This window comes from Anaerotaenia torta (assembly GCF_050433395.1).
Lineage (GTDB): Bacteria > Bacillota > Clostridia > Lachnospirales > Lachnospiraceae > Mobilitalea > Mobilitalea torta.
Window position 1 is genome coordinate 179,618 of sequence record NZ_JBNPXH010000003.1, and the last position, 26,687, is coordinate 206,304.

The 26,687-nt window shown below is 43.3% G+C and carries 20 protein-coding genes and 1 pseudogene; 18 read left to right on the forward strand and 3 right to left on the reverse strand.

Annotation, left to right across the window (positions count from 1 at the left end):
- Positions 1–39: 39 nt before the first annotated feature.
- The 11 genes from HNQ56_RS06855 (at position 40) to HNQ56_RS06905 (ending at position 14,963) form a co-directional block, all read left to right on the forward strand.
- Positions 40–2,178, forward strand: a complete 2,139-nt coding sequence (locus HNQ56_RS06855) for a glycosyl hydrolase (RefSeq protein WP_429144035.1) — start codon at positions 40–42, stop codon at positions 2,176–2,178.
- 49 nt (positions 2,179–2,227) lie between these two features.
- On the forward strand, positions 2,228–3,454 hold the full coding sequence (locus HNQ56_RS06860) for a glycosyl hydrolase (protein WP_429144037.1): 1,227 nt from the start codon (positions 2,228–2,230) through the stop codon (positions 3,452–3,454).
- A 31-nt stretch (positions 3,455–3,485) separates the two neighbouring features.
- Positions 3,486–7,355, forward strand: coding sequence for a cellulase family glycosylhydrolase (locus HNQ56_RS06865; protein WP_429144039.1), 3,870 nt, complete (start codon positions 3,486–3,488; stop codon positions 7,353–7,355).
- Between the two features lie 513 nt (positions 7,356–7,868).
- Entirely contained in the window at positions 7,869–9,827 is a 1,959-nt protein-coding gene (locus HNQ56_RS06870) for an alpha-L-rhamnosidase-related protein (RefSeq protein WP_429144041.1), read from the forward strand.
- Positions 9,828–10,087: 260 nt separating this feature from the next.
- The gene (locus tag HNQ56_RS06875; RefSeq protein WP_429144042.1) at positions 10,088–11,146 is read left to right on the forward strand and encodes a type II secretion system F family protein; all 1,059 of its coding nucleotides are present in this window, start codon (positions 10,088–10,090) and stop codon (positions 11,144–11,146) included.
- Between the two features lie 25 nt (positions 11,147–11,171).
- The gene (locus HNQ56_RS06880) at positions 11,172–11,495 is read left to right on the forward strand and encodes a hypothetical protein (RefSeq protein WP_429144043.1); all 324 of its coding nucleotides are present in this window, start codon (positions 11,172–11,174) and stop codon (positions 11,493–11,495) included.
- A 47-nt stretch (positions 11,496–11,542) separates the two neighbouring features.
- Positions 11,543–12,055, forward strand: coding sequence for a DUF4860 domain-containing protein (locus tag HNQ56_RS06885; RefSeq protein ID WP_429144044.1), 513 nt, complete (start codon positions 11,543–11,545; stop codon positions 12,053–12,055).
- Entirely contained in the window at positions 12,045–12,512 is a 468-nt protein-coding gene (locus HNQ56_RS06890) for a hypothetical protein (protein WP_429144046.1), read from the forward strand. The genes HNQ56_RS06885 and HNQ56_RS06890 overlap by 11 nt, the downstream gene beginning before the upstream one ends.
- A 46-nt stretch (positions 12,513–12,558) precedes the next feature.
- Complete coding sequence (locus HNQ56_RS06895; RefSeq protein WP_429144048.1) at positions 12,559–13,047, forward strand: hypothetical protein; 489 nt, start codon at positions 12,559–12,561, stop codon at positions 13,045–13,047.
- Positions 13,048–13,058: 11 nt separating this feature from the next.
- Positions 13,059–14,114 carry a type IV pilus twitching motility protein PilT gene (locus HNQ56_RS06900; protein ID WP_429144049.1) on the forward strand — a complete coding sequence of 352 codons (1,056 nt, stop codon included), beginning with the start codon at positions 13,059–13,061 and terminating at the stop codon, positions 14,112–14,114.
- 30 nt (positions 14,115–14,144) lie between these two features.
- Positions 14,145–14,963 (forward strand): transglutaminase-like domain-containing protein, encoded by an 819-nt coding sequence (locus HNQ56_RS06905; RefSeq protein ID WP_429144051.1) that lies wholly within the window; start codon positions 14,145–14,147, stop codon positions 14,961–14,963.
- Positions 14,964–15,147: 184 nt separating this feature from the next.
- Here HNQ56_RS06905 and hisS read toward each other — a convergent pair whose 3' ends face one another.
- Positions 15,148–16,383, reverse strand: coding sequence for a histidine--tRNA ligase (gene hisS, locus HNQ56_RS06910; protein ID WP_429144053.1), 1,236 nt, complete (start codon positions 16,381–16,383; stop codon positions 15,148–15,150).
- 402 nt (positions 16,384–16,785) lie between these two features.
- Here hisS and HNQ56_RS06915 point away from each other — a divergent pair, with 402 nt between their 5' ends.
- Positions 16,786–17,109: a hypothetical protein gene (locus HNQ56_RS06915; protein WP_429144055.1), complete on the forward strand. Its 324-nt coding sequence runs from the start codon at positions 16,786–16,788 to the stop codon at positions 17,107–17,109.
- Between the two features lie 406 nt (positions 17,110–17,515).
- Positions 17,516–18,724: pseudogene (locus HNQ56_RS06920) on the forward strand (DUF4091 domain-containing protein); the annotation flags it as partial.
- 142 nt (positions 18,725–18,866) lie between these two features.
- Here the strand turns inward: HNQ56_RS06920 and HNQ56_RS06925 are convergent.
- Both HNQ56_RS06925 and HNQ56_RS06930 read right to left on the reverse strand, forming a co-directional pair.
- Positions 18,867–18,929, reverse strand: coding sequence for a hypothetical protein (locus tag HNQ56_RS06925; RefSeq protein WP_429144460.1), 63 nt, complete (start codon positions 18,927–18,929; stop codon positions 18,867–18,869).
- A gap of 62 nt (positions 18,930–18,991) precedes the next feature.
- Positions 18,992–19,909 (reverse strand): AraC family transcriptional regulator, encoded by a 918-nt coding sequence (locus HNQ56_RS06930; RefSeq protein ID WP_429144057.1) that lies wholly within the window; start codon positions 19,907–19,909, stop codon positions 18,992–18,994.
- A 312-nt stretch (positions 19,910–20,221) separates the two neighbouring features.
- Here HNQ56_RS06930 and HNQ56_RS06935 point away from each other — a divergent pair, with 312 nt between their 5' ends.
- The 5 genes from HNQ56_RS06935 to HNQ56_RS06955 all read left to right on the forward strand — a co-directional run bounded on the left by HNQ56_RS06935 (position 20,222) and on the right by HNQ56_RS06955 (position 26,665).
- The gene (locus HNQ56_RS06935; protein WP_429144059.1) at positions 20,222–21,556 is read left to right on the forward strand and encodes an ABC transporter substrate-binding protein; all 1,335 of its coding nucleotides are present in this window, start codon (positions 20,222–20,224) and stop codon (positions 21,554–21,556) included.
- A gap of 74 nt (positions 21,557–21,630) precedes the next feature.
- A complete protein-coding gene (locus HNQ56_RS06940; protein ID WP_429144061.1) occupies positions 21,631–22,536 on the forward strand; it encodes a carbohydrate ABC transporter permease in 906 nt (301 codons plus the stop codon).
- A 10-nt stretch (positions 22,537–22,546) separates the two neighbouring features.
- The gene (locus HNQ56_RS06945) at positions 22,547–23,431 is read left to right on the forward strand and encodes a carbohydrate ABC transporter permease (RefSeq protein ID WP_429144063.1); all 885 of its coding nucleotides are present in this window, start codon (positions 22,547–22,549) and stop codon (positions 23,429–23,431) included.
- Positions 23,432–23,585: 154 nt separating this feature from the next.
- A complete protein-coding gene (locus tag HNQ56_RS06950; RefSeq protein ID WP_429144065.1) occupies positions 23,586–25,637 on the forward strand; it encodes a DUF5107 domain-containing protein in 2,052 nt (683 codons plus the stop codon).
- A gap of 77 nt (positions 25,638–25,714) precedes the next feature.
- Entirely contained in the window at positions 25,715–26,665 is a 951-nt protein-coding gene (locus tag HNQ56_RS06955) for a nucleotidyltransferase family protein (RefSeq protein WP_429144066.1), read from the forward strand.
- Positions 26,666–26,687 lie beyond the last annotated feature (22 nt).

A 26,687-nucleotide genomic window follows, 5' to 3' on the forward strand; every position in this document is an offset into this window, starting at 1 on the left:
AAAAGAGAAGAGTATATGAACATAAATATAAGCGATTTTATGAAAACGGATGATTCATTACATAGTTTGGCGCCATTTTGGTTTTGGAATGATACTATCACGGATGGAGAGATATCGAAGCAGATAGAAATGATGAATAGCATCGGAGCCAATCAACCTATCATCCATGCCAGGCATGGATTACAGGTTGATTATTTATCGGATGAATGGTTTCAAAAAATTCAACATGCCATAAAAACTATAAAAGAAAAGAATATGAAGGTATGGTTATATGATGAAAATAATTGGCCTAGCGGAAACTGTAATGGGAAAGTAACCCAGGACATTAATCATAGAGAACATTTTCTGTTAATTTATGAAATTGAGCTAAATGCAGGTGTGGGTCTATCGATACCGCCGGATGGTGAGCATATTGAGCATAGTAGAATCGTGAATGCTACTATTTATATAAAAGGAGATAAGACAGGAAAAAGTATTCTTTCACAAGTAGATCACTATATTGCAGAAGAAACCTGTACCGTTTATCTTGTTAAGTTGGCGGTTAACACCTATGATGTATTTGGAAGGCTCGCAGTTGATTATTTGGGAGAGAATGCAATCAAACAATTTATTGACCTGACCCACGAAAAATATAAAGAATACTTTATGGAAGAGTTCGGTCAAACGATTACCGGAATATTTATGGATGAAACGAGATTTCTTAACGCTTTGCCATGGACATCTAAATTCGAAGAAGAATTCAAAAAAATAAAGGGATATGATATCGTTCCATTGTTGCATCTTCTATTAAGAGAGGATGATTCGTGTAAATATGTCAGATACGATTATTTTGATGTGGTTGCTGCATTATTGCAAAAAAATACATTCAAACAATTGTATGATTGGTGCGATAAGAATAATTTGATTTATACAGGGCACGTACTGGGTGAAGAAACTCTGGCTGCACAGTCCCGCTTTAATGCTGATATTATGCGAATATTCCGTTATATGCATATTCCCGGAATAGATCACTTAGATAATGGTATCGGAAGCTTAAATGCAAAAATGTGCTCCAGCGCAGCTCATAATTATGGGAAACTGATTGTAGCTTCGGAAAGTTTTGGAGCTACCGGTTGGGATATGGATTATGAAGGTCTTGTGAAGATATCAAACTGGCTGTTCCAACAGGGGATTAATCTTATTATTATACATGGTTTCTATTATTCTATTCGGGATGAGCGCAAGTATGATTGGCCCCCATCATACTTCTATCAATGGAGCCATTGGGATCGTATGTCGGAGTTTACCAAAATGCAGACCTGTATGTCCAGGATAATGCAAAATAGTGTAAACGATACGAAACTTTTAATGTACTACCCGGTTGAAACTTTTTGGACATATTACCAACCTGAATTTGAAACTATAACATGCTACTTTAAAGAAGGACCTTGGGTTAGGAATCAGCATGCGAGAGAGATAGACTATTGTTTTCAGTATCTATGCAGTATGTTATCAAACGAAAATTATGATTTTGAGATCTTTAACAGTGATGCAAATGACTGCTTTATTGTAAAAGAAGGAAAATTAGTTAACGTACATACAAACGCAGAATATACAACGATTATTCTTCCTATGATTGAACTTCTGACAGCTAAAACCGTGCTGCTGTTTAATGAATTTGTGAAACAAGGAGGAACAATTATTCGTTATAATAGCCCTTTAACTGATGTTGTTGGGGAAGCAGGCGAACATTACCTCGCACCAGACAAACTACCGACGCTTCAAACGGAGAAATATAAGATTGCAGCAACTGCTCCTGAGGTAATTGATCTCTGCAATGCTCTTGTCACTCGTCCTTTTAAAATATGGAAGGGCACTGACAAATTAACCCGAACTCAGATGTCATATCCCGGAAGGCTACATGATCCATATCTTCATTTAGGTGAACAGCAGTATGGGATAGGAGTCGTATCTTATGTGAAGGGTGATGATAGGATAATAAATATCACAAATTATAATGATCAAGAAGAAATTCTAACAATATGGGTGCAATCAGAGAAGCGACCAGACTTAGTAATTCCGGAAACAGATGAACTTTATCCTTTGACCCAAGCGATACAGCAAGAGAGAGGATATGAAATAGAAGTCAATATTCCTAAAAATCGTGCCATTTTTATCATATGTTCCATGCCAGAGTAGCGATTAAAAGTAAGTAGTAATAGAATATTGTATTAAGAAGGGGATGAAAATGAAAAAAAGAGAACAATGGAACTTTTTCTTAATAGTGCTTCTATGCATGATGCTATTACTGGTAAGTGGTTGTAAGCAAACTTCAGAGCAAGGGTTACTAAAACAAAATAATTCAATAGAAGGTTATGATAGTGAGGTGGGTATGGTGCCTGTGACTGGTGAATTGTTAGATTATGAAAATAGTGTTACGAAAAAAGGTGTTGCATCATCCAGATATAATTCCGGCAGTGCAGACCATATCGCCAAGTTAGAGGTACTGAATATTAGTTGGTATTATAATTGGGGTATCAAACCTCCCTCTGTAGAGACTGCTCTTGATTATGTGCCTATGATATGGGGTTATAATGATGCGAATGCCAGTAATATCAAGAAAATCAAAAACGGCTATGAGAATAGAAAGTATACCAACTTACTAACCTTTAATGAACCGGATATGGGTGGTGAGGCTGGTGGATGCGAGATGTCAGTGAAGCAAGCCATAAAAGCTTGGCCGAAGCTCCAAGAGATTGGAATTCGTCTCGGATCACCTGCCGTTGCGGCGGATTATGCCTGGCTAGATGAATTTATGTCGAAATGCAAAGAGCTGGGATATCGTGTGGATTTCCTGTCGGTACACTGCTATCAGGATGTTACCGATACAGCATCCGTTTCCAATTTAAGAGTGTTATTGAGCGATTTATATTCAAAGTATGGGCTTCCTATCTGGTTGACTGAGTTTGGATGCATTGATGTTAGTGCTTGGTCTGGCGGAGTTAACGAAGACTACACGGCAGAAAGCTCAGCAAAGTATCTGACAAGGTGTACAGCTATGTTAGAAGGTTTGGGTTTTGTTGAGCGATATTCTTTCTTTTTAGATAATTATGGTGGAGGCGCTAATCCTTATGAAGGCAGATACTCAAGACTCTATGACGATAATGATGAATTAAATATAATTGGAAAGACTTATATTGAAGTAAATTCCGAATTACCATTGATCATACAAAATATAAATCCGCCTGGCAGTGAGACCGGACAGGAGTATAAGCTTCAAATTGTTGCCCAAGGAGGGGAAAGACCCTACACATTCTCAGCAACAGGATTGCCGCAAGGGTTATCGATAAACGAAGAAACAGGTCTGATCAGTGGTACATATCAAAAAGGCGGTGCAAGAATGGTTATTATCGTAACAGATGCAAAGGGACAGACCAATCGGGCTATCTATGATGTGAAAGACAGATCTAACTAATGAATATTGTGATTAAGGGGGGGGGTAAAGTATGACAAAGGGTATGTGTTCAGATGATTTCTTAAAAACGGATGGGATTTATATAAGAAAGCAAAGGGGCAAAGGCGAAAAAGTAGTTCTTAAAGGTACTAACTTAGGAGGGTGGCTTCACCGGGAAGGTTGGATGGATGGCGGTGGTACTCGTACTATCATGAGTGATTCCGCAAAATGGAGGATTGTCGAAACTCAACCTGCCTGGAGTACGGAAGAAGCACTGGCCGTATTAACCGATGGTAATCGGAATACCAGATGGACCAACCATTCCGCACAATGGAAAGAGAAAGACTATATTGTTATGGACCTGGGGTGTGATACTGTATTTAACAGTATTGAACTTGATGCAGGAAATTATGCAAATGACTTCCCTGGTGGATGTCGAATCCTTGTATCGTCTGATCTCGTGCATTGGAAAGAGATTATAACAAGGGAATCAGAACCTGAAGCAGTAACGAAAATGAAGTTCGATAAGACGAATGCCCGTTATATTAAAATAATACAGACAGGTACAAGAGAGCAAGCTTACTGGTCAATCTCTGAAATTCGTATCAAACTGGAGGAATTTTATGATGATTATACAGGCCGTCTTATTCTGAAAGAGAGATTTGGGAATGAAAAAACAGAGCAACTTTTAACCGTATATCAAACACATTACATAAAAGAAAGTGACTTTGATTTTCTAAAGGATTTGGGTTTCAATTTTATACGTCTACCTATCTATTGGCAGGAAATAATGGATGAAGAAGGCAGGATAAAACATAACGCATGGGATCAGATTGATTATGCCATGGAACAGTGTGGCAATCGTGGGATGTATCTTATGCTGGATCTACATGGAACAAGAGGCGGTCATTCGGCAGGATGGCTAACCGGCGGCCAAACCGGATCAAATGAACAATGGGTAAATTCTGAATATCAGGAACAAACCGTAAGAATATGGAGAGCTATGGCAGAGCGATATAGGAATAATCCCATTATTGCCGCCTATGATCTGTTAAATGAACCCGTTGCACCTGAGAGCAGTCCGGTCAGTGTTGTTCAGCTGTACGACAGACTATATAATGAAGTACGTAGTATTGATCCGGATCACATTATATCTATGGGGGCTTTTTTTGATTTTGAAACCCTTGGTTCGCCGAATAGCAATGGGTGGGAGAATGTGATCTATCAAACACATCATTATCATGACAGCCAGAGAAATAATTGTCTGGAGCAAATAAAATTTGCCAGAGATGTCTCTGCCTATTTGGTTGACTATCAAAAGAAATGGAATGTTCCTGTATTAGCGGGAGAATTTAATTTCTGGAGATTTACGGATGCCTGGGAAGAATGGTTCACTTTATTGGAAATGAATGATATTTCCTGGTCGAATTGGGCATATAAAAACATTGATCTGGATGTTACGAATAGCTGGGGTCTGTTTCATCATTGCGAAAGTCCTTCCGTATGTTATGAGAATGATGAATATAACCTGATAGCAGAAAAGCTTCTTGGCTTTTCAACAGAGCATTATCAGTTAAATGAGCCTTTGGCAAGGGTTATGTCACGATTTGCCAAGCAGGAGAGAAATTCTCCAATAATTGAAGGCGCCTTGGATAGCAGTAATTTTATTGCAACTGCATCAGAGAATAGCTTGGACGCGCAGAATGTATTTAACAATAATAGGTTATCAGGTTGGAACAGTCATATCCGAATTATGAGCGGTCAATGGTTTCAAGTTGATCTGTGTGAAAACCGCATGATCGATGGACTCGTTATGGATGTTGGTGAAGGGGAAAATAGTTTTCCCAGACGTTTTCATGTTCAGGTGTCCCATGATGGATCTATTTGGGAAAATATATACAATGGTATTTATGACGGTACCTTTACAGGGCTATATCAGATTCGTTTTTCTCCACAAAATACACGATATCTACGTATAACCAATACGGAAACCTTTATTAACCGTCAGTTTGGTGTCTTGTTTGATGATGCAGTCCATTGGAGTATGAAGGGTCTTTACATCCTTGGTGATGGCACGAATCATCCTCCGGTTTTTAAAAGATTGAGAAGGCAGCAGATAAAAGCCGGAGAAGAATTCATATTAAAACCGGAGGCAGTGGATGAGGATGGCGATACACTTACTTATTCATGCTTTAATCTTCCGGAAGGCGCCGCTTTTGAAAACGAAGCACTTAACTGGACGCCAACAGATGAACAGGGTGGTTTCCATCATCTGAAATTACAAGTAACTGACGGGAAAGGCTATGACTACCAGACAATATGTATCTTTGTAGATGGAAAACCTCTATTGAAGGAGGAATATCAGGTACTCATGCATTCGGGAGATACATTAGTATATCCCTTAGAAGGAAAAAATATTGATCAGTATAAGGCAGAAAATCTACCGAAGGGCTGCTATCTCAACGTAAGAACCGGTGTGATCCTATGGTCACCTCCATTACGCTTACAGGGTGAATTTACCTTTCGAGTGGTCGGAGAAAAAAAAGGCTATAATAAGGTAGAAGCTACGGTAAATATTCATCTTATTAAATCCGGTAATCTAAATGTGAGAGCAATTTATACATCACAGGATATGAATTTAAAGCTGACAGAGAAGACATTATCTATAACAAATGAAAATAAAGGCACGATCATTGAAGTGGATGTATCAAATATGAAACAGCCATTGGAGGGATTTGGAAGTTCATTTGATGGTTCGACTCTTTATAATTTAATCCATTTGAAACCTGAAAACAGGGAAAGACTAATGCGTACACTTTTTCACCCTACAGAAGGTGCTAATTGGAACTTTATGCGAATCTGTTTTGGTTCATCTGATTTTGCGGCCGATGTATTTGAAACATATGATGACATGCCAAAGGGAAAAGTGGATTTTAAATTAGATAATTTCTCGATTATAAAGGATATAGAACGCGGATACATAGATTATATCAAAGAAGCTATGATTATGAATCCGGACATGAGAATCGTTGCATCTGTTTGGAGCCCTCCGGCCTGGATGAAAACAAATGAAAGTCTTATAAATGGCGGTAGTGTAAAAAAAGAATGCTATCAGGTGCTGGCACAATATTATGCGAAATCAGTGGAAGGTTATGAGGAACAAGGGATTCCCATTCATGCAATAACCATTCAAAATGAGCCTGATGTAGTACAAGCATATCCGACTACCGCATATACCGGAGAAGAACATAAAGAATTTTTAAAAGTAATCCATGGAGTATTTAAGAGTAAAGGTTTAAAAACAGAAATATGGATCATGGATACAAATTTCTTTAGCGCTAAGGAATATGCCTGGCCGATCTTAAATGATACGGAAACTATCCATATGATTGACGGTGTAGCATTTCATGATTATGGAGGAGAACCTGATGTAATGGGAGAGATAAAAAAAGCCTTCCCGGATAAATCAATGCATCTAACAGAGCGCTCCACCTATAATATATCAGGGGCGGATCGGATCATTCAATATTTTAGAAATGGTGCAGAGACATATAACGCATGGCTTGTTTTCCTGGATGAAAGAGGGGAACCAGCTTTGGGACCGCTCGATGGAGCAAATCCCCCTCAACCAATTCGTGCTCCGCATGGAAATAATGATGATTGGTACTGTACAGTTGATTATTACTTCTACTGTCAGATTTCCAAGTATGTACAAAGAGGAGCGCGGGTAATTGAAAGTTGCTATGGCAGTAAAGATACAGTGACTAATATAGCTTTTCTAAATCCGGACGGAAGTATCGTGGTTTATGTTGTAAACCAAACAAAACAGAGTCAAGGCTTTACTATTAAAACAGCAGATGTGATCTTTTCTGATGAACTTCCTCCGGAGACCGCTGGATCCTATCTCTGCGGAAGAAGGTAAACATTATAAATGATTTTAAAGAAGGGATTATAACTGGGCTCGTGATGAAGAGTCTGCAAAAAATGTAGCTTATATATTAGATAAAGGGGTTAGTATTATTAATCCGATCAAAGCCTTTTCTGGTGTTGAGGGTACAATGAATAATATGTTTACTGAAATTAAAGATGGTACATCTACACCTTAGACAGCAATTGAAAAATATCAATCACAGATTGATACAGCCTTGGCTGATATCATCTCTCATGATTATGATGCAGATATGCAGGCGATTGTTGATGCAGCCGCAGAAGCAGAAGCTACACCCACTCCCTAATAACTGATAGCATATGCCAGGGTACTTAAAGCCCTGGCATTATGCACATTAGATAGAAGAAGTGCATAAAACAGAGATTATCTAATAATAAAGTAGAATTTACCCAAAAGAATGGAGCATAAATAATCAATAGTGCAAAATATCACATTTTTCACTATTAGAGTCAAAATAATTTTAGTCTTTAATCAAGAGGTGGACTTATGAATAATAAAGCAAAATGGATCTGGTATCCCGGCGATTATGAAATACATCATCATCTAAAATTAAATTTACGTAGAGAAGAAAGAGGCTTTCAATGGCCTGCCTATTGGAAACTGGATGATTGCTGTCATAGCATTCGTTTTAGACGAGAAATTACTATAAATCAGGAAGAAGTTATAACGGCATATGCCCATGAAGTAGGCTATATAGCGGTGGATGGAAGGAAATATGCTTTTGGGACAAAAATAAAGATAGGACCTGGAACACATCTGATTGAAGCTGTAACAGCTAGTATACAGGGATTACCTTGCCTGTTTGTGGAAGGGAATGAAATAAATAGTGATGAAAATTGGAAAGTTGATGATTATAGTAATAACTGGTTGAAGGTTGGCAGCAGTAATGCTTATACAAAATATGATTCAGATCCTGAGATTTTTCCGTTCCAATTGGAGCAGATTACACTTGTTGATGTGAAGGTTATATCCGGGAATATGTTATATGATTTTGGAAAGCAAACCTTTGCTTCACTGCTTTTTAACGAAATTAAGAGACCGATCACGATTTATTATGGAGAATCAGAAATTGAAGCACTAGAGATAGAGAATACCTATCTCTGGGAAGCAATAGAACCGCAGGATAAGCCCTACTGTTGTGTTCCTCGTGCATTTCGTTACCTGTATATAAAAGGAGAGGAACAAGATTTTACGGTATGGTATGAATTGCTTGGATTAGAGACAAAAGCGGAGTTCTCTTCTGACGATGAACTCATCAATCAGATTTGGGATACAGCAGAATATACCTTCGCCTTAAATTGCAGAGAATTTTACCTTGATGGAATAAAAAGGGATCGATGGGTTTGGTCCGGAGATGCTTATCAAAGTATCTATATCAATCACTATCTGTTTTTTGACCCTGAGATAACAAAAAGGACCTTGATCGGTTTAAGAGGGAAAGATCCGATTGCGAGTCATATTAATACAATTGTAGATTACTCCTTTTACTGGATAATCAGTATTGGTTTATATTATGAGGCTACTAAGGATACTTCTTTTATTGAATTTATCTATCCCCGTATGAAAACACTGATGGAATATTGTATTGCGCGTACCGATGATGATATGTGGATGCGTGGTAAGGAAAATGATTGGATTTTCATTGATTGGGCAGAAATTGATAAGACAGGTGCGGTTTGTGCAGAGCAAATGTTATATTGTGAAGCGCTTCGTATAATATCTAAAATTGAAGCTTTGCTAGGTATGAAAAGCATTGAACATACGAGAAGATATCAATGGATGAAAAACGAAATTAATAATAAGTATTGGGATGAGGAAAAAGGTGCTTATATTGATAGCTTTGAATCAGGAAAACGTAATGTTACCCGCCATGCCAATATTTTTGCCATACGTTTTGGCTTTGCAGATGAGAATAAGCGTAGTAGCATAATAAAAAACGTAATATTAAATGACCAGATCCCTCAGATAATAACACCGTTCTTTAAATTTTTTGAGCTGGAAGCGATGTGTGAGATTGGCCAGTTTAATTATGTAACAGATCAAATGAAAAGCTACTGGGGAAGTATGCTAAAAATAGGTGCTACAACCTTCTGGGAAGAATTTGATCCTAGTGTTACAGGTAAAGAAAAGTATAGTATGTATGGGGATCCCTTTGGAAAAAGTCTCTGTCATGCATGGGGAGCGAGCCCTATTTATCTTCTCGGCCGATTTTATTTTGGTGTTGCTCCGACTTCCGCCGGCTATGACACCTTTAAGATAAGTCCTAATCTGGGTGGCTTAAAGAGACTAAAAGGTAAGATGCCGGTAAAAGACGGTGAAATTATACTAGAAATGGATGAGGAAACAGTTACCGTATGTACCAATAAAGTGGGGGGGACCTTAGTAGTGAAAGGGATGGAATATCAATTAGAACCAAACGTTGTTTGTCGTATTGACTTGATTTAATTCCAATATTAGTCTAATAAATCTGTACAGTCAAAAGTTTTGTAACCCTAAGAAGCCTTCCTCTCATTTGAAATATCAGGCTTTTCCTGCTTACTTTGGATCTTGCTTTATCTTATTATCAGGAAGAAGGATATATACTAGAAGCAATGTAGAATTATTTGTTGGCCAATTGGTTTTGCCATTGAATTTAGATAAGGTTGAAGAAAAGAATGAATAATGTTATAATATGTTATATTTTACGAAAGCATGGAGGGATGGGGTTGAAAAATAGAAGTGTCAAAGCCAAAAGATTCTCTTCGGATGAAATATCAATATTCTGCGATCATATCGCAACACTGCTGGGCAGTGGCATATCCCTGTATGAAGGGGTTTCTGTCCTATGCGGTGAGACGGAGGAAGGACATACCAAAGCCGTTCTCCATGAAATAGAGATGAGCCTGCAAGCCAGGATGAGCCTGTCCCGGGCCATTGGCAAGACAGGGGCTTTTCCGGAATATATGGTTCATATGGTGAGTGTGGGAGAGGCGTCCGGCAGCATAGAGCAGGTGATGCACTCTCTGTCGGCTTATTATGAGAGGGAGGGCAGGGTGAAGGCAGGCATTCGAAGTGCGGTGACTTATCCGGCAATCCTTTTTCTGATTATTGCAGTGATTTTATGGGCGCTGGTTTTTCGGATACTGCCTTTGTTTGAAACGATGTATCAGGAGCTGAGCGCGGAGGTTGAGAGCACCTCCGGCAGCTTAATGTCCTTTGGTGTAAATGCAGGAATTGCAGCCGCTGTCCTTGTCGGGGTGCTGGCGTTCGTTACACTCCTTCTTCTCCTTGTCTACCGCACGAAACGGGGTGCGAGGCTGATAAAAGACGTAGTGTACAAGTTCCCGGCGACGAAGGGGTTGGCCGGGCGGATCTCCGTGGGAAGATTTATTTCTTCCATGGCCTTGATGCTTCCATCCGGTATGGATACCATAAAAGCCCTTGATTTGGCCATGGAAACCATGGATAATCCGGCGGTTCTGGCAAAGGTAAAGGAATGCAGGGAGCTTGCAGGGAAGGGGCACCCCTTGGAGGATGCGATACAGCAGTCGAAGCTAGTCACCGGAATGGACAGGACCATTATTCTTGTGGCGGCAAAGAGCGGCAATCTGGATTCGGCATTTATCAAGCTGGGCGAACGTTATAATAACGAGGCTTCCGCCCTGCTGAATAAAGCCGCTGCCTATATTGAGACAGTGCTGGTGGTGTTTTTAGCGTTATTGATCGGATTTGTATTGCTGTCTGTCATGCTGCCGCTGATGAATATTATCTCCTTCATCGGATAACGCAGGTTAGGGGATGGGTGTTGTCATGAAGAAACGAAAAGTGAGAAAATTGAAATATTTCCGAGGCAGTGTCCTGGCAAGTGTTGGAATAGCGGTCCTGGTGCTGGCGCTTTTTTGGGGAGGAATCAACCGGATTGACGATATCAGCAGGAAGCAGGAGCTGCTCCTGACGGAGCAGGCCGTCCGTAAGGCCGCGATTCAGTGCTATGCCGTTGAAGGAATATATCCTGCCCGGTTATCCTATCTGGAAGAGAACTATTATCTAAGGATAGATTCCGATCATTATTATGTTAGTTATAATTGCGTTTCATCGAATTTTATGCCCGATATCGAAGTATTTGAGCGATAGGCGCAAGAGAATGGATGTGGATTGAAAATCAGAAGGGAGGATGGAATATGGATAAACATCAAAAGGTCTGGACAGCGAAGCTGCTCAGTGTTCTTCTTATTATTGGTGTGTTTATCCTGACTTCTCTCCTGCTGGTTACGGTGGGTATCGGGGCATATAAGAATATTGTACTGGTGACGAATGATAATTTCCAGCTTCGGACCTCCCTGTCCTATGTTGCTACGAAAGTACGGCAGTCGGATACCTCCGATTCCGTGAACATGGAAGAAAAGGAAGGGGTGCCCGTTCTGGTTCTGGGTGAGGAGATCGAGGGTGCCCGGTATGAAACCCTGATCTATCATTATAAAGGATATCTATGTGAGCTTTACAGGGAAGCCGGAATGGATTATGAGCTTAGCTACGGAGTTCCGGCCATTGAGATAGAAGAGTTCCGGATTAAGCTGACAGAGGACGGCTATCTGCAGCTTACGGCTCGGAATAAAGCAGGTGAAACGGAGGAACGATTGCTTTGTCCCAGGTCTGGGAGCGGGCCTGTGGGGGAGGTAAGCTATGGAAATTGAAAAAACCTCAAGAACATTTCGAATTGTTATGATTGAATTTGTCCTGATGCTGGGTGTGTTTGCAGCAATGAGTGTCATAATCGTCAGAATATTTCTCTCGGCAGATCACATGTCGAGGAGGGCGTTGGATTACAGCAAAGCGGTCATTCAGGCGGAGAATATAGCAGAGCGGCTCAAGGGAAGCACTTCCTTTGAAACGGCGTTGGCGGATATGGGAATGGAGAAGACGACCGACGAAGGTACCGGATTTTACCGTGGGTATTATCAACAGGATTGGGAGCAGTCCGATAATACAGGTATCTATGAAATTACGGTTTATCTTGAACGGGTGGCCGGCAGCGCCGGGCATCTGGAAAAAGCGAGAATTACAGCATCCAGGGTGAAAGAGCGCACCGGCAGTGAAGAGGATTTGAATAGCCTGTGCAGGCTGAGTGTCAGTAAATTCATTCCGGACTGATGGTTGTTATTCCGGCTTGAGAGGTTGATGGAAAGGAGGCGCAGATATGAGCGGCAGGGGAAGTATTCGGATAAATATTGGCGGGACCTCCATTATTGTAATACTGCTGGTGATTTTATTGACGATTTTCGGAGTGCTGTCGGTCCGTACCTCCTATCATGAGTTGAAGCTGTCAGAAAAAACGGCGGCCAGGGCGGAGGAATATTATCTTGCGGATTCGAAAGCAGAAGAGCTATTGATGGTGCTTAATGAGCTTCTTGTTCATCTTCAATGGAATGGTTCTCCGGAGCAGTGGGAGAAGCTGGAGACCATGGCCTCAGAACTGGAAGGGGTTACACAGGTACAGCAGCAGGAAGGGCTTGTTACATATGAGGTTGCAATGAATAATGCTTCCTCCCTTAAGGTAGAGGTATCTCCCGGGATGAAGGACTCCGGACCGTATTTGTCCATCATCAGCTGGAAAATGGTAACGAAGGAGCAGGGGGAATATGATTCGGAGGGAATCGAGATCTGGGATGGTACATTTGATGAATGAGGAGGTAGGCAATGGAACTGAAAGATATTTTGTCGTCGGCGGTTGATCAGCATGCCTCTGATATTTTTCTCATTGCAGGAAGGCCGGTATCCTTTAAGATAAAAGGAATGATTATACAGCAGAGTGACTATCGCCTGAAGCCGGAGGATTCTCTTTCTCTTGTGAATGAGATGTATGCCATGTCCGGCGGCCGGGAGACGGAGCTGCGAAAAAGCGGCGATGATGACTTTGCGGTTGCCTTGGCCGGTGTAGGAAGATTCCGCGTGAATATATATAAGCAGAGAGGTACCTGGAGTGCGGTGCTGCGGGTGGTGGCCTTTCAGATGCCGGAGCTGGAGGAGATGGGAATACCCCAGGGCGTGATTGAGCTGGGCAGCCTGACTAAAGGACTGGTTCTGGTTACCGGTACGGCCGGGAGCGGAAAAAGCACTACCATGACATACATCATTGACTATATCAATAAAAATAGAAATTGTCACATACTGACGCTGGAGGACCCGATTGAATATTTGCATAAGCATGGGAACAGCATTGTCAGCCAAAGAGAAATCGGCATCGATTCGCCCTCTTACAGTAAGGCATTGCGTGCGGCGATGCGGGAATCTCCGGATGTTATTTTCATCGGAGAGATGAGAGATCATGAAACCATTGAGATTGCCATGACGGCGGCGGAGACGGGGCATCTGGTTTTTTCTACTCTGCACACCATCGGAGCGGCGAATACAATTGATCGGATTATTGATGTTTTTCCTGCGAATCAGCAGATTCAGATTCGATTCCAGCTGTCCATGGTATTGAAAGCAATCGTATCGCAGCAGCTGTTGAAGGGAAGAGACAGTCTGGTACCGGCATTTGAGGTATTGCAGGCGAACAATGCCGTCAAAGCGATGATCCGTGACGGGAAGGTGCATCAAATTGATTCTGTGATTTTAGCTGCTTCCCAGGGCGGGATGAAATCAATGGATCAAAGCATTCTTGAGCTGTACCAGGCAAATAAGATTGATGCGGATACAGCACTGACCCACTGTATCAACATGGAAATGATGAAAAGGAACCTGATGGTGTAATCGTTGATTTACGAAAGAAGGAGGCGCGATATGGAAAAAACAATAAAGAATACACTTCGCTGCGCAATGCTGCTTTTGTTTCTGTCGATATTGCTTCGTCTGCCTGCGGATAAGGCGATGGCATCTGAGCTTTTGAAGGATAATAAAAACGGAGTTCTGACCGTAAGCTATGATAATACGGGTAATGCCAAGATGAAGATAGCCGTTATGAAAGATAACAAGAGCTATTATTATGACCTGGGTGAGGGCAAAAACAGCCTGGATATTCCGCTGACCATGGGGAACGGAACCTATACGATCCGAATCTGTAAGAACGTCACAGGCAACAAATACAGCGTGATTCAGAGCCAGGAGTTTAAGCTGGAGCTGGAGAATGAGGATGATGTTTATTTACATCCCAATATAATCGTAAATTATGATATGGATTATGATGCAATTGTCAAAGCCGGCCAGCTGACGAAGAAGTGCAAGACGGAGGCGGAGAAGGTTAAGGCGATCTATGATTATGTAGTGAAGAACTTTGACTATGATTATGACAAGGTAGATGACCTCCAGTCGGGATATATTCCGGATATTAAAATCGTGTACAAAAATAAAAAGGGCATATGCTATGATATCTCCGCCGTAATGGCATCCATGCTGCGCAGCCAGGGGATACGCGTGAGGCTGGTAACCGGATATACGCCCAATATATCCGAGTATCATGCCTGGAATGTGATTTATGACAGTAAAAAGGACAAATGGTACACCGTGGATGCGACCTATGATATAGGAATGAGCGGAGCAAAGAAAAAGCCCAGTATGGTGAAGAAAGCAAGTGAATATAAGGATATTCGTTATCAGTATTAACAACTTATATAAAATTGAAAAACAGCAATAATCGAAAGCATCAGGGCAGCAGTTTATGTTCAAGAGAATTTCAAAATTGTTGGAGAGAAAAAATGTTGAAATATAAAGCGATAGTATTTGATGTAAGTGATACGCTGGTTGAGTACAGTCCCAATTATGCTCAAATCTTTGGAGACAGACTGCGTTAACTTTTTAATACTTTAACGTCAGTTGCCTGACCGCATGTGATAAAACCATAATACCCGCTTTTTTGTAACTGGCTTAAAAATTTACTTAATTTCTTAGGCATTTCATAGAGAGTCACATCATATTCCGCCTGCATGGTTTCCCTTAACCTGGAAGCTTCAATGAAATCCTCCAGATACAGCAGGGCTATTTTTTTCTTGTTATCCGGCGGTATGAAGCCGTTATCCTTTAATATACAGAATATTTTTTCAAAACCAATGGAAAACCCGGCAGCGGGAACTTTATCATTAATGAACTTTCCAATCAGACCATCATATCTTCCGCCGCCGGCAATGGCGCCCTTGAAGGAAGGGCTGACGATTTCAAATATAGTACCGGTATAATAGCCCTGACCCCGTACCAATGATAAGTCAAATTCAATATTATATTGATTACCGGACAGCAGCCTTACAGCTTCTATGATATTCTCCAGCTGCATGACTCGCTGGATCTGATTCACTTTTGATTTTATAGCATCCAATGATAATGGAAAATCATCCAAAAGCTTTATTAAGGCATCAATACTGGAAGCTTCAAATTTCTTTTCCTCCAGTTCTTCTTTCACCCCGGCCACTCCAATCTTGTCAAGCTTGTCAAAGGTAATGCACACACTGGGGATATCTTCTGCCGGAAATCCCAAGCCTGTTAATAAATCCGTAAGAATAACGCGGTCATTAATTCTTACAGTGAAATCCCGCAGCCCAATCTGAAGTAAAGCTTTAGCCGTTACGGTGATCAGTTCCATTTCGCAATTTCTTGATTCAGAGCCGATAATGTCGATATCACATTGCAGAAACTCCCGCAATCTGCCTTTTTGGGGCTTTTCCGCACGATATACCTTGTCAATCTGGATACATTTAAAAGGCAGCATCAAATCATTGCGGTTATTGGAAAAATACCGGCTAAGCGGCAGGGTCAGATCATACCGCAGTCCCATATCGGATAAGTCCTGGGGATTTTCTGTTTTTAATGCGGCATCAAGCTTATCTCCCCGTTTTAATATTTTAAAAATAAGATTAAGATTGTCTCCGCCGTCACTTTTGTTTAGATTTTCAATATCTTCCACAGCAGGTGTCATGATACGGTCAAAGCCATTGGCTTTGTAGACTCCCAGTATTGTAGTTTGGATATAGTCCCTCAGGGCGGCTTCCTGGGGCAGATAGTCATTCGTTCCTTTAATCGTATTGATTTTCATAATTGTTTCTCCCTTCCTTGCAATAAAATAGCCACACAGGTTATTCCCTGTGCGGCTAAATATATCATAGAACCAATATATTTATTAATCACAGGCATAACCCAAATAGCGATTATACCTATGCTTCAGCATCATGGTTAATCGCGGATAATATGGTGGTGATGACGGTGATTAATATATAACATGGAAGTGGTTCCTCCGTTGTTAGATTTTTACCTAGTATATAGGTAAATGTGTGTTATGTCAATGGTTAAGTGAAAAGTGAGAGCGGAATCGACTTGATTTTTTCATTGTGATAATATACTATGATAGTAATTTTGTGAGAGGGGGAATATACCAAATGAAAAGAAAAGTTTTACTTCCTTTTGTTATATTATGTGCATTTTTTTTATGTATCTTTTTTTGAGATATCATGTTATCCACCCTGTCATTAGGCTATCAATAAATGATATTCACAATATACAAGTATATAATGAAACATATAATAGTTCAGACGATAAGGCATTTATTCAAGAGTTTCTTACAGCATATAATAAAGCTAAATTAAATAAGGAACAAGAGCTTGGTACGACATCTGATTTCGTACTGATTGTTAATCTTACGAATGGTGAATTTATTAAAATTTTGGATGGCGATACTACGTTTTGTTATATGGAATATAATGGAAAATCTGTTGTTGCATATTGCCCTGGCTTAATCAAATTGATTGAGAATAAAAAGAAGTAAAGCCAGCCCGTATGGGGAAATGAGGCTCTTGTGGAGCAAACGGATCGATTTAAAATGGAAAAACGGTGAGGTTACAGAAAAAAAGATTTACAGGCAGTAAAGGAAAGCGGGAGGCTGGAAGGATATGAGCGAATTAAAGGTAAAGATGCTTCACAGTTTGGAAAAAGTATTTCCGGATCAGGAACCGGACAGCCGGGGAGAGGACGGGGGGCTTAGTGCCCTTTGGGGAGAAGAGGTCTCGTTTCAGATGGCTTACTGTAATGACTCCTGTCAGTCACCCTGGGTAACGGTCCAGGTTATTTCCCCATTGAAGGAACATATCAGGGTGCGTAAGGTTGATCTGGTTCCAAGCAGATATCCGGCTCATGTCCTGCGGGATGAGGATTATCTGAAGGGAACCCCGGGTATGTTTCCGGATTTGCTGAAAAATCTCCAGGAGAATCGGGTGAGGTTAATTCAGGGACAGTGGAGAAGCCTGTGGATTGATGTTGCTGTTTCGGAGCGCATATTGCCCGGCACTTATCCGGTCAGAATTGAGCTGAGAGAGGAAGCGGGCTGTGCCGCTGCCAGCATTGACACACAGATTGAGGTAATCGGAGTCAGGCTTCCTGACCTGAATTTAAAGCATACGGAATGGTTCCACGGTGATTGCCTTGCCGATTATTATAACGTCAAAGTATTTTCCAAAAAGCATTGGGATATTATGGACAGTTTTATTGAAACAGCGGCACGTAGAAATTGTAATATGATACTGGTGCCGATGTTTACCCCGCCCCTCGATACGAAAATCGGAGGGGAAAGGACGACGATACAGCTGGTGGATGTTAAGGTGGGGGAGGGTCAATATCACTTTAATTTTGACAGATTAAAGAGGTTTATTACCCTGTGCCGGAAGAAGGGCATTCGTTATTATGAGATGTCCCACCTGTTTACCCAGTGGGGAGCCAAGGCGGCTCCTAAAATCATGGCTATGGTCGAGGGAAATTATCAGAGAATCTTTGGATGGGATACCCCTTCTGCCGGAGGGGAATATGAGAACTTTTTGAACTGCTACCTGCCCAGTCTGACCGAAAAATTAAAGGAATGGGGAATACAGGACGTGACCTATTTTCATATTTCTGATGAACCGGGGAAGGATGATCTTGGGTCTTATAAAAAAGCATGGGAGATTGCCTCCCGCCATTTAAAGGATTTTCACATAATAGACGCCATTTCTGATTATGAATTTTACAAGAACGGTCTGGTGAAGGAGCCGGTTTGCGCTACGGACCATATTGAACCGTTTCTGGAAAATAAAACGGAAAATCTTTGGGCGTATTATTGCACCGGTCAGGCAAGGCTGGTTTCCAACCGTTTTATGGCAATGCCCTCCTACCGTAACCGGATTTACGGGATACAGGTTTATCAATACCGGTTAACCGGTATTTTGCATTGGGGCTATAATTTTTATAATTCCCAAAATTCCCTGGAGTACATTAATCCCTATGAAAACACAGACAGCAGCGAGTCCTTTCCTTCCGGAGACAGCTTTCTCGTATATCCGGGAACGGACGGCAGGCCGGAGGAATCCATCCGTATCATGGTTCTGGATGAAGCGCTGAATGATTACAGGGCGATGCAGCTGCTGGAACAATTGGCCGGAAGGGATAAGGTGTCAGAGCTTATTGAAAAAGACTGCGGGGGAGAGCTTACGTTTTCCCAGTATCCCAGATCGGCGGAGTATCTGCTGACACTGAGGGCTTCCGTCAATCAGGAAATTAAAAAACAGATTGCTGGCCTATGTAATCCCTCGGGGAAACTCCGGTTACTTTTTTGAACACGCGGCTGAAATAAAAAGCGCTCTTAAATTTTTTGCAACGGCCCCTTTTTCGTAAAAATATAGCTACTGTTTCTGTTCCAGCCTCCGGTCCTTCTCGGACAATACCTTAATGGAGGAAGAATATTCGGAGGGTGTCATACCGGTAACCTTTTTGAACTGCCGGGAGAAATAATGAATGGAGCTGTAGCCCAGATAATCGGCGATCTGGGTGAAATTCATGTGATTGTTGCGCACCAGCTGCTTTGCCATATCGATTTTTAACCTTGTAAAATATTCAATAACCCCGCAGCCGTATTTGGCGGAGAACAGGGATTGCAGGACGGAGCGCCCGATCAGGTTATCCCTGCAGATCTGCTCCAGAGTTACGTGCCCCTGTATATTATTGTCCAGATAATCCAGGAGCTGGTCCAGGGTTTTTACATCGTTTTTCCTCTTCACGGTGTTCGGGTAAATCATTTCCATGGGGTCCCGGGACTGGTATCTGCGGAATAACTGGATCAGGATGGACTCCAGGTACAGCTTGATCAGCTGCTCTGACCCGAAGGGGATGTCCTCATGCCGGATCAGCTTCTCAAAATAGGGATCATTCAGCTGGTTGCGGAAGGTCTTTTTTGCTTCAATGATAATCTGTGCAATCAACTGACGTTCATTGTCGTTGATATGCAAAATCTTATTTTCAAAAAACTTCATATATCTGGAATGACACAGAAAGGATATTACGAATAAATTCGGAGCGATCTTCCCATTGGCACGGAGGCTGTGGAACTCATTGGGCTTGTGGAAGATAATCTGATCCTTTCTTAAGGTCAGCTCCTTGTCATCGGCGACCACCTCTAATTCTCCCTTGTCCACGCAAAGGATCTCCCAGAAATTATGCACTTCTCCGGGATATTTAAAATCGCTCATATACTCAAAATAATGGATCGTAACAATCTTATTCACTACGAGGGGCTGTTCCAGCTGGATACTTTCGTAAGCCATGGTTCCTCCTTTTTAATCCTTATCCCCGGTCAAAGCGGAAATGCCTGTGAAAACGGGAGTTTACTATAAATGGGTTTTTGATTGGTGTTATTGTACAATATATATTCATATATTAAAACGTTTTTGTTAATAAAGCAATAGATAATATGCAGATAGTGCAAATTTACTCAACAATCAGATAAAGATGCAAGGATATATTAATGCTATAATCTGGGTACAGCTAGTGAAAACCGGAAGGGAAGACAGACGGGGGATGATTGGAGGAACACCTCCGGAATTTCACAAAACAACAATTTGCAGGAGGTAAAAGGTATGAAAAAAAGGTTATTAAGTTTGTTGCTTTGCGTGGCTATGACAGCAGTAATTCTGGCAGGCTGCAGTGCAAAGGATGCAGGGGATGATAAGACAAACACCCCTACAAAAGCAGAAACAACAGAAAAAACAGACAACCAGGAAGCAGATAAGCAGCCCGCCACAGAGGGCGGCAAGACCATCGTATACTGGTCCATGTGGGAGGCTACGGAGCCTCAGGGCAAGGTGATCCAGGAAGCAGTCAACGCTTATATGGCAGCCACCGGCAATAAGGTTGATCTTCAGTTTAAAGGCCGCACCGGTATCCGCGAAGGTCTTCAGCCCGCCCTGGATGCAGGAACGGGAATTGACCTGTTCGATGAGGATATTGACCGTGTAAACGGAACCTGGGGAAGCTACCTGATGGATCTGGAAGCCTTGGCAAAGGATGCGGGCTATGAGGCTACTGCCAATGCAGGACTCATCGCTGCCTGCAGAAAGGCAGGGGGAGATGTATTAAAATCCATCCCCTACCAGCCGAATATCTTTGCTTTCTTCTATAATCAGAGCCTGTTTGATCAGGCAGGAATTGCAGAAGTACCCAAGACCTGGGCGGAATTCCTGGCAGTTTGTGAGAAATTAAAGGCGGCGGGAATTGTTCCTCTTACCAGCGATGATGCTTACATCAATACGAATTTTGGTTATCATCTGGCAAGACTGATTGGCAACGAAGGCGTTGAGAAGGTAGTAACCGAAGGTCTCTGGGCGGAAGAGCCGGCCGTACTTAAGGTAGCCCAGGCATATGAGGAATTGGCACAGAAGGGTTATTTGTCCCAGTACATTGCCTCCAATGTATGGCCCAACGGACAGAATGTGGAATTGGCGCTCGGTGAGGTTGCCATGTATTTAAACGGCTCCTGGCTGCCCAACGAAGTAAAGGATATGACAGGCCCGGATTTCAAATGGGGATGCTTCAGCTATCCGGCAGTAGACGGCGGCACCAATGGTACGGAAGCCTCCAACTTCGGCGCTCAGGTATTGGCAATTAACAAGAATTCCCAGGTTGCCCCGGAAGCCTTTGAAATTATCAAGTACATCACAAAGGGCGAATATGATAAGAAATTATCGGTTGAATCCGTTGGTATTCCGGCGGACAGCGCCAATGCGGAATGGCCCCAGATGTTAGCAGCCGTGAAGCCGGTGCTGGATTCCACTACCGTCCGTTATACCTGGGCGGCGGGTGCGGAGCAAAATCCCGACATGACCCCTCTGATTAAAGAGAATTTCCTGAAATTATGCGGAGGAACCATCACCGCACAGCAGTTTGTCGATAATATGGAAGCGGCTAGTAAATAGCAAGAATAGCATGAATATGGCGGCTTGTGTCCAGGTCGCCATATTTTTATAAAGATTTCAAGGAGGTTGTCAGGGTGAAGAAAAATAAGACAATGATAGTATGCTTCTTACTGCCTGCACTTGTATTTTTTATTTTTATCTTTTTATATCCCATATGCAGAACGATTTTGATGAGCTTCTTTAAAATAGAGGGCGTAACGGATGCGATATCAAAATGGACCTTTGTCGGCCTGGGGAACTTTAATAAGCTCTTTCGTACCAGCCTTTTTGTCACATCATTATGGAATATTTTCCGCATATGGCTCATCGGCGGACTGGCTGTCATGGCCATTGCCCTGCTGTTTGCGGTTATTATAACCAGCGGGATACGGTTCAAAAACTTTTTTAAGGCGGTCATCTACATGCCCAATGTAGTCAGTGCGGTAGCCCTGGCGACTATGTGGCTGCAATACGTCTACAGTCCCAGATTCGGGCTGTTTAAAAGCTTTTTCGAGGCAATCCATTTGGATAAGATAGCCGCCATCCAGTGGACGGATAATGAGCACAAATTCTGGGCCCTTTTGATCGCTTACTGCTTCGGCATGGTGGGCTACCATATGCTGATCTTTGTCAGCGGGATCGAGCGCATCAGCCTGGAGTACTTTGAAGCGGCCACCCTGGACGGGGCCAACAAGATGAAGCAGTTCCGGCATGTAACATTGCCGCTGATCAAGGGTGTGTTTAAAACCAATATTACCATGTGGAGCGTAACAAGCGCCGGTTTTTTTGTCTGGTCCCAGCTGTTTTCCACAGTGACCGCGGATACCAAGACCATTACTCCCATGGTGTACATGTACATGCAGGTGTTTGGTGCCGGCAACAGTGTAACGGAGCACAATGCGGGAATGGGTGCGGCGGTTGGTATCATCCTCAGCCTGTGCGTAGTCCTTATCTTTACCTTGAGCAATAAGATGATCAAGGATGATGACCTGGAATTTTAGGAGGTGGCCCATGAATCAAGAGAATAAAAAGAATACGGCAAGATTTAACTGGCAGCATGAGGTGAAGCTTCTTCCGGGATATCTGATCCTGTCTCTGTGGGTGCTGTTTACCTTTGTGCTTCTGGGCTGGGTGCTGGCGGCAAGCCTGTCAACCACCAAGGACATTTTTTCCGGCAATGCGCTAAAATTTCCCACGGGGCTCCACTTTGAGAATTATATCAAGGCATGGACCTCCCAGAATGTGTCGGTCATTTTCGGAAACTCCCTGTTCTATGCCATTATTGCCTGCCTGGCATTAATTCTGGTATGTGCGCCGGCGGCTTATGTACTGTCCCGGTTTAAATTCGTCGCAAACCGGTTTATCCAGACCGGCTTCGTTTCGGCCATGGGTGTTCCGGCGGTTATGATTATACTGCCCCTATTCAGCCTGGCTGCGGGAATGGATATCCTGAATAATGTCATGACCAACCGGATTGTGCTGATCCTGCTGTACATAGGAATTAACGTGCCCTATACGACCATATTCCTGCTGGCCTTCTTCAGCAATCTTTCCAGCACCTATGAGCAGGCGGCGGCAATTGACGGCTGCTCGCCCATGAAGACCTTCTGGCTGATTATGTTTCCCATGGCGCAGCCGGGTATTATTACCGTTTCCATCTTTAATTTCATTAATGTGTGGAACGAATATTTTATGTCCCTGATTTTTGCAAATTCGGATCGGCTAAGACCCGTTGCGGTAGGTCTGTACTCCATGATCAATGCAATGAGGTATACCGGTGACTGGGCCGGAATGTTTGCTTCCGTAGTCATCGTATTCCTGCCCACCTTCATCCTGTACCTGTTCCTGTCAAAGCGGATTATTGCGGGGATTACCGGGGGCGGCCTGAAGGGCTAGTATGTCCCCTAGTGAAAAGGGAAAAAGGCTGATGGGAAAGAAAGACTGAAAGGGAAGAAAGATTGAAAGAAATAGAATAGACAGATGAAAGGGGGACCGGGTCCATGCCGGTATTTTAAGATCGATTTGTGTTTTAAAAGGCATGGATGTAAATATGAGTGTAAAATATACGGTTATATCACTAAATGGAACAAAATTACCGAAGGAAAATCCCCTTCCTTTCTACATGGAAAGGAACCGCAACAGGCAGGTAAAGCTTCATGAAAGCATGCTTCGTGGAAGTATGCTTCGTGGAAGCATGGAAGAGGAGGAGAATATCTTATTAGGGTATGAAACGGGAGCCAGGTTTCTTCCCTATAAGGTTCAGGACCGGTATGACAGGGACCGTGCTCCGGTGTTATATAAAGCCATTGTAATGGAGAATGATGTGCTGAAGGCGATCTTCCTGCCGGAATACGGCGGGAGGCTGTATTCCTTATACCATAAGCAGCTGGAAAAGGACCTGCTGTTTACGAATCCGGTAATACAGCCGGCCAATCTGGCGGTTTTAAACGCCTGGATCTCAGGCGGGGTGGAGTGGAATGTCGGCCAGTACGGCCATAGCTTCACAACCTCCTCCCCTTTGTTTTGTGCTGTTTTAAAGGATAAGAACGGAGAAGAATTTTTGAGGATGTATGAATATGAGAGATGCCATAATCTCTTCTGGCATCTGGATTTTCATCTGCCCCAGGGCGGCGCCGCCCTCAATCTGTATGCCAGAATCGTAAATGACAGAGATGCTGCTACCTCCATGTATTACTGGAGCAATATTGCCGTGAAGGAAACACAGGAAGCCAGAATCTTCTCGGGCACGGATCAGGTTATCTATCTGGATATGAAGGAGCGGGAGTTTGGCAGGGGAAGGCTTCCCTATCTGCCCATTATGGAGGGGAAGGATGCCTCCTATCCCATCCATTTTTCCAATTCCAATGAATACTTCTTCCAGACCCCGAAGGAGGAGAAGGCTCCCTGGGAGGCTGCTGTTTACCAGGACAATTGGGTGTTTTTCGAAAGATCATCGGATTTGCTCCGGTACCGCAAGATGTTCTGCTGGGGAAGCCATAAGGGAGGCCAGAGGTGGAAGGATTACCTATCGGAGGAAGGACAGGGGGATTATATCGAGATCCAGGGGGGCATGGCTCCGACCCAGCTTCATGGGATGAGGATGGAGGCCAATTCCACTCTTGAATTTGTCCAGTGCTTTGGAGGGATTGGCGCGGATACGGGAGGATTTTATCATAAGGACTGGCACAAGGCGAAGGAAAGGCTTTATCAGTGTATTAATGAAGCCGTTTCTGAGGATTATATCAGCAGGCAGTTAGAGGAGCTGAGGCAATATAGGGAAGCGGAGCCTGCCGAGGTCATCAGCTTTGGCAGCGGTTTTGGAGCGTTGGAGGCTTACCGGAGGGAGAAGCAGGGAGAGAAGGCGATTCCCGCGGGATTTTATTTCCCGCCCGGCAGTCTGACGAAGGAGCAGGCGCCCTGGCTGCATTTGCTGGATTATGGCTATATGCCGGAGACGAAGGCGGAATTGGTGCCGGAGTCTTATATGACACAGGAATCCTGGAAGGAACTGTTGAAGTTAAGCCTGGAGCGTCCCGAGGGGAAGAATTGGCTGACCTTCCTGCAGCTGAGCGTGATGGAGCTGGAAGAGGGGAGGACGAAGGAGGCCTATGCCATGGCGGAGGACTCTGTGAATTGTGAGCCGAATCCTCTTGCCTATTATAATCTCGGGGTTCTGTCCAGATTAGAAGGAGATGGCGGTGCGTTCCGTGATTACATCCGAAAAGCGCTGGAGCTGTTTGACGGCGACGCATACATGGCTGCCGCCACAGAGTATTATAAATACCTGCTCTCTGTAAAGGAGTATGAACAGATCTGGAACGGATACCAGGAGCTCCCGGAGCGGATGAAAGAGGATGAGAGATTGTATCTGACAGCGGTTGCCGCGGCGATGAAGCTGGACCGGCTGGATTTTGTAAAAGGAGCTTTTGAGAGGGATTATGTGTATATCAGGGAAGAAGAGACCCTGCTCTCTGATTTGTGGTATGAATACCACCTGAGACTGGAGGAAATGAAGTCCGGGGACGGCAAGGTGACCATGGAGGAAGTCAGGAGGCTTTATCCCATCCCGTTACGGATTGATTTCAGAATGGGACAGGAGTAAGCCGCGCACCGGAGGGGGACGGAAGAATTATTTATAACGAAGGATCGTTTCGATAGAAAGAATTAGGAGGCATCATTATGAAGGAGCCGGTATTGGTAATTATGGCAGCCGGTATGGGCAGCCGGTACGGAGGCTTAAAGCAAATTGATCCCATCGACGGGCAGGGGCATCTGATCATTGATTTCTCGATCTATGACGCCAAAAAGGCAGGCTTTAAAAGCATTGTTTTTATTATCAAGCAGGAAATGGAAGAAGAGTTTAAGGAGGTCATCGGAAACCGAATCAGCGGGGAGGTTAAGGTGAGCTATGTATACCAGAGGTTGGAGAATATTCCACAGGGCTTTGCGGTTCCGGAAGGCCGAGTGAAGCCCTGGGGCACGGGCCATGCGGTTCTTTCCTGCCTTGGCGCGGTGGATGCCCCCTTTGCGGTGATCAATGCAGATGATTATTATGGGGCACACGCTTTTTCAGCAATCTATGATTTTCTCGCCTCCCGGGAGATGGATACGGCCTCGGTGGAGAATACAGCCCTGAGGGAGGGTGAAAAATATCATTATGCCATGGTTGGATATCTTCTGGAGAATACCTTGACGGAGCATGGTCATGTAGCCAGGGGAATATGTGAGATCACGGAGGAAGGGTACCTCTGCGGAATCCAGGAGAGGACCCGGATCGAGAAATTCGGCGAAGAAGTAAAATATACCGAGGATGGAGGCGAATCCTGGACGCCAATTCCTCCAGGAAGCACCGTATCCATGAATATATGGGGGTTTTACCCCAGCATATTGGGGGAGCTGGAGACCAGGTTCAAGAGATTTCTGGAACAGGAGGCTTCAGGGAACCCTTTAAAAGCGGAGTTCTTTCTGCCCACCGTGGTGGGAGAGCTGCTAAAAGAGGGGCAAGCGGATGTAAGGGTGTTGAAATCAGTGGACAAATGGTACGGGGTTACGTATAAAGAAGACAAGGAAGCGGTCATAAAGGCCCTTGCCGAATTGAAGGTCCGGGGAAGCTATCCGGACGAATTCTGAGAGCCGTATGATGAGGAGAGAT

Excerpts from the sequence above, each read along its gene's own strand:
- HNQ56_RS06855 (WP_429144035.1), top strand. The coding sequence starts at position 40 with ATGAAAACGGATGATTCATTACATAGTTTGGCGCCATTTTGGTTTTGG.
- HNQ56_RS06860 (WP_429144037.1), top strand. The coding sequence starts at position 2,228 with ATGAAAAAAAGAGAACAATGGAACTTTTTCTTAATAGTGCTTCTATGC.
- HNQ56_RS06865 (WP_429144039.1), top strand. The coding sequence starts at position 3,486 with ATGACAAAGGGTATGTGTTCAGATGATTTCTTAAAAACGGATGGGATT.
- HNQ56_RS06870 (WP_429144041.1), top strand. The coding sequence starts at position 7,869 with ATGAATAATAAAGCAAAATGGATCTGGTATCCCGGCGATTATGAAATA.
- HNQ56_RS06880 (WP_429144043.1), top strand. The coding sequence starts at position 11,172 with ATGAAGAAACGAAAAGTGAGAAAATTGAAATATTTCCGAGGCAGTGTC.
- HNQ56_RS06885 (WP_429144044.1), top strand. The coding sequence starts at position 11,543 with ATGGATAAACATCAAAAGGTCTGGACAGCGAAGCTGCTCAGTGTTCTT.
- HNQ56_RS06890 (WP_429144046.1), top strand. The coding sequence starts at position 12,045 with ATGGAAATTGAAAAAACCTCAAGAACATTTCGAATTGTTATGATTGAA.
- HNQ56_RS06895 (WP_429144048.1), top strand. The coding sequence starts at position 12,559 with ATGAGCGGCAGGGGAAGTATTCGGATAAATATTGGCGGGACCTCCATT.
- HNQ56_RS06900 (WP_429144049.1), top strand. The coding sequence starts at position 13,059 with ATGGAACTGAAAGATATTTTGTCGTCGGCGGTTGATCAGCATGCCTCT.
- HNQ56_RS06905 (WP_429144051.1), top strand. The coding sequence starts at position 14,145 with ATGGAAAAAACAATAAAGAATACACTTCGCTGCGCAATGCTGCTTTTG.
- hisS (WP_429144053.1), bottom strand. The coding sequence starts at position 16,383 with ATGAAAATCAATACGATTAAAGGAACGAATGACTATCTGCCCCAGGAA.
- HNQ56_RS06930 (WP_429144057.1), bottom strand. The coding sequence starts at position 19,909 with ATGGCTTACGAAAGTATCCAGCTGGAACAGCCCCTCGTAGTGAATAAG.
- HNQ56_RS06935 (WP_429144059.1), top strand. The coding sequence starts at position 20,222 with ATGAAAAAAAGGTTATTAAGTTTGTTGCTTTGCGTGGCTATGACAGCA.
- HNQ56_RS06945 (WP_429144063.1), top strand. The coding sequence starts at position 22,547 with ATGAATCAAGAGAATAAAAAGAATACGGCAAGATTTAACTGGCAGCAT.
- HNQ56_RS06950 (WP_429144065.1), top strand. The coding sequence starts at position 23,586 with ATGAGTGTAAAATATACGGTTATATCACTAAATGGAACAAAATTACCG.
- HNQ56_RS06955 (WP_429144066.1), top strand. The coding sequence starts at position 25,715 with ATGAAGGAGCCGGTATTGGTAATTATGGCAGCCGGTATGGGCAGCCGG.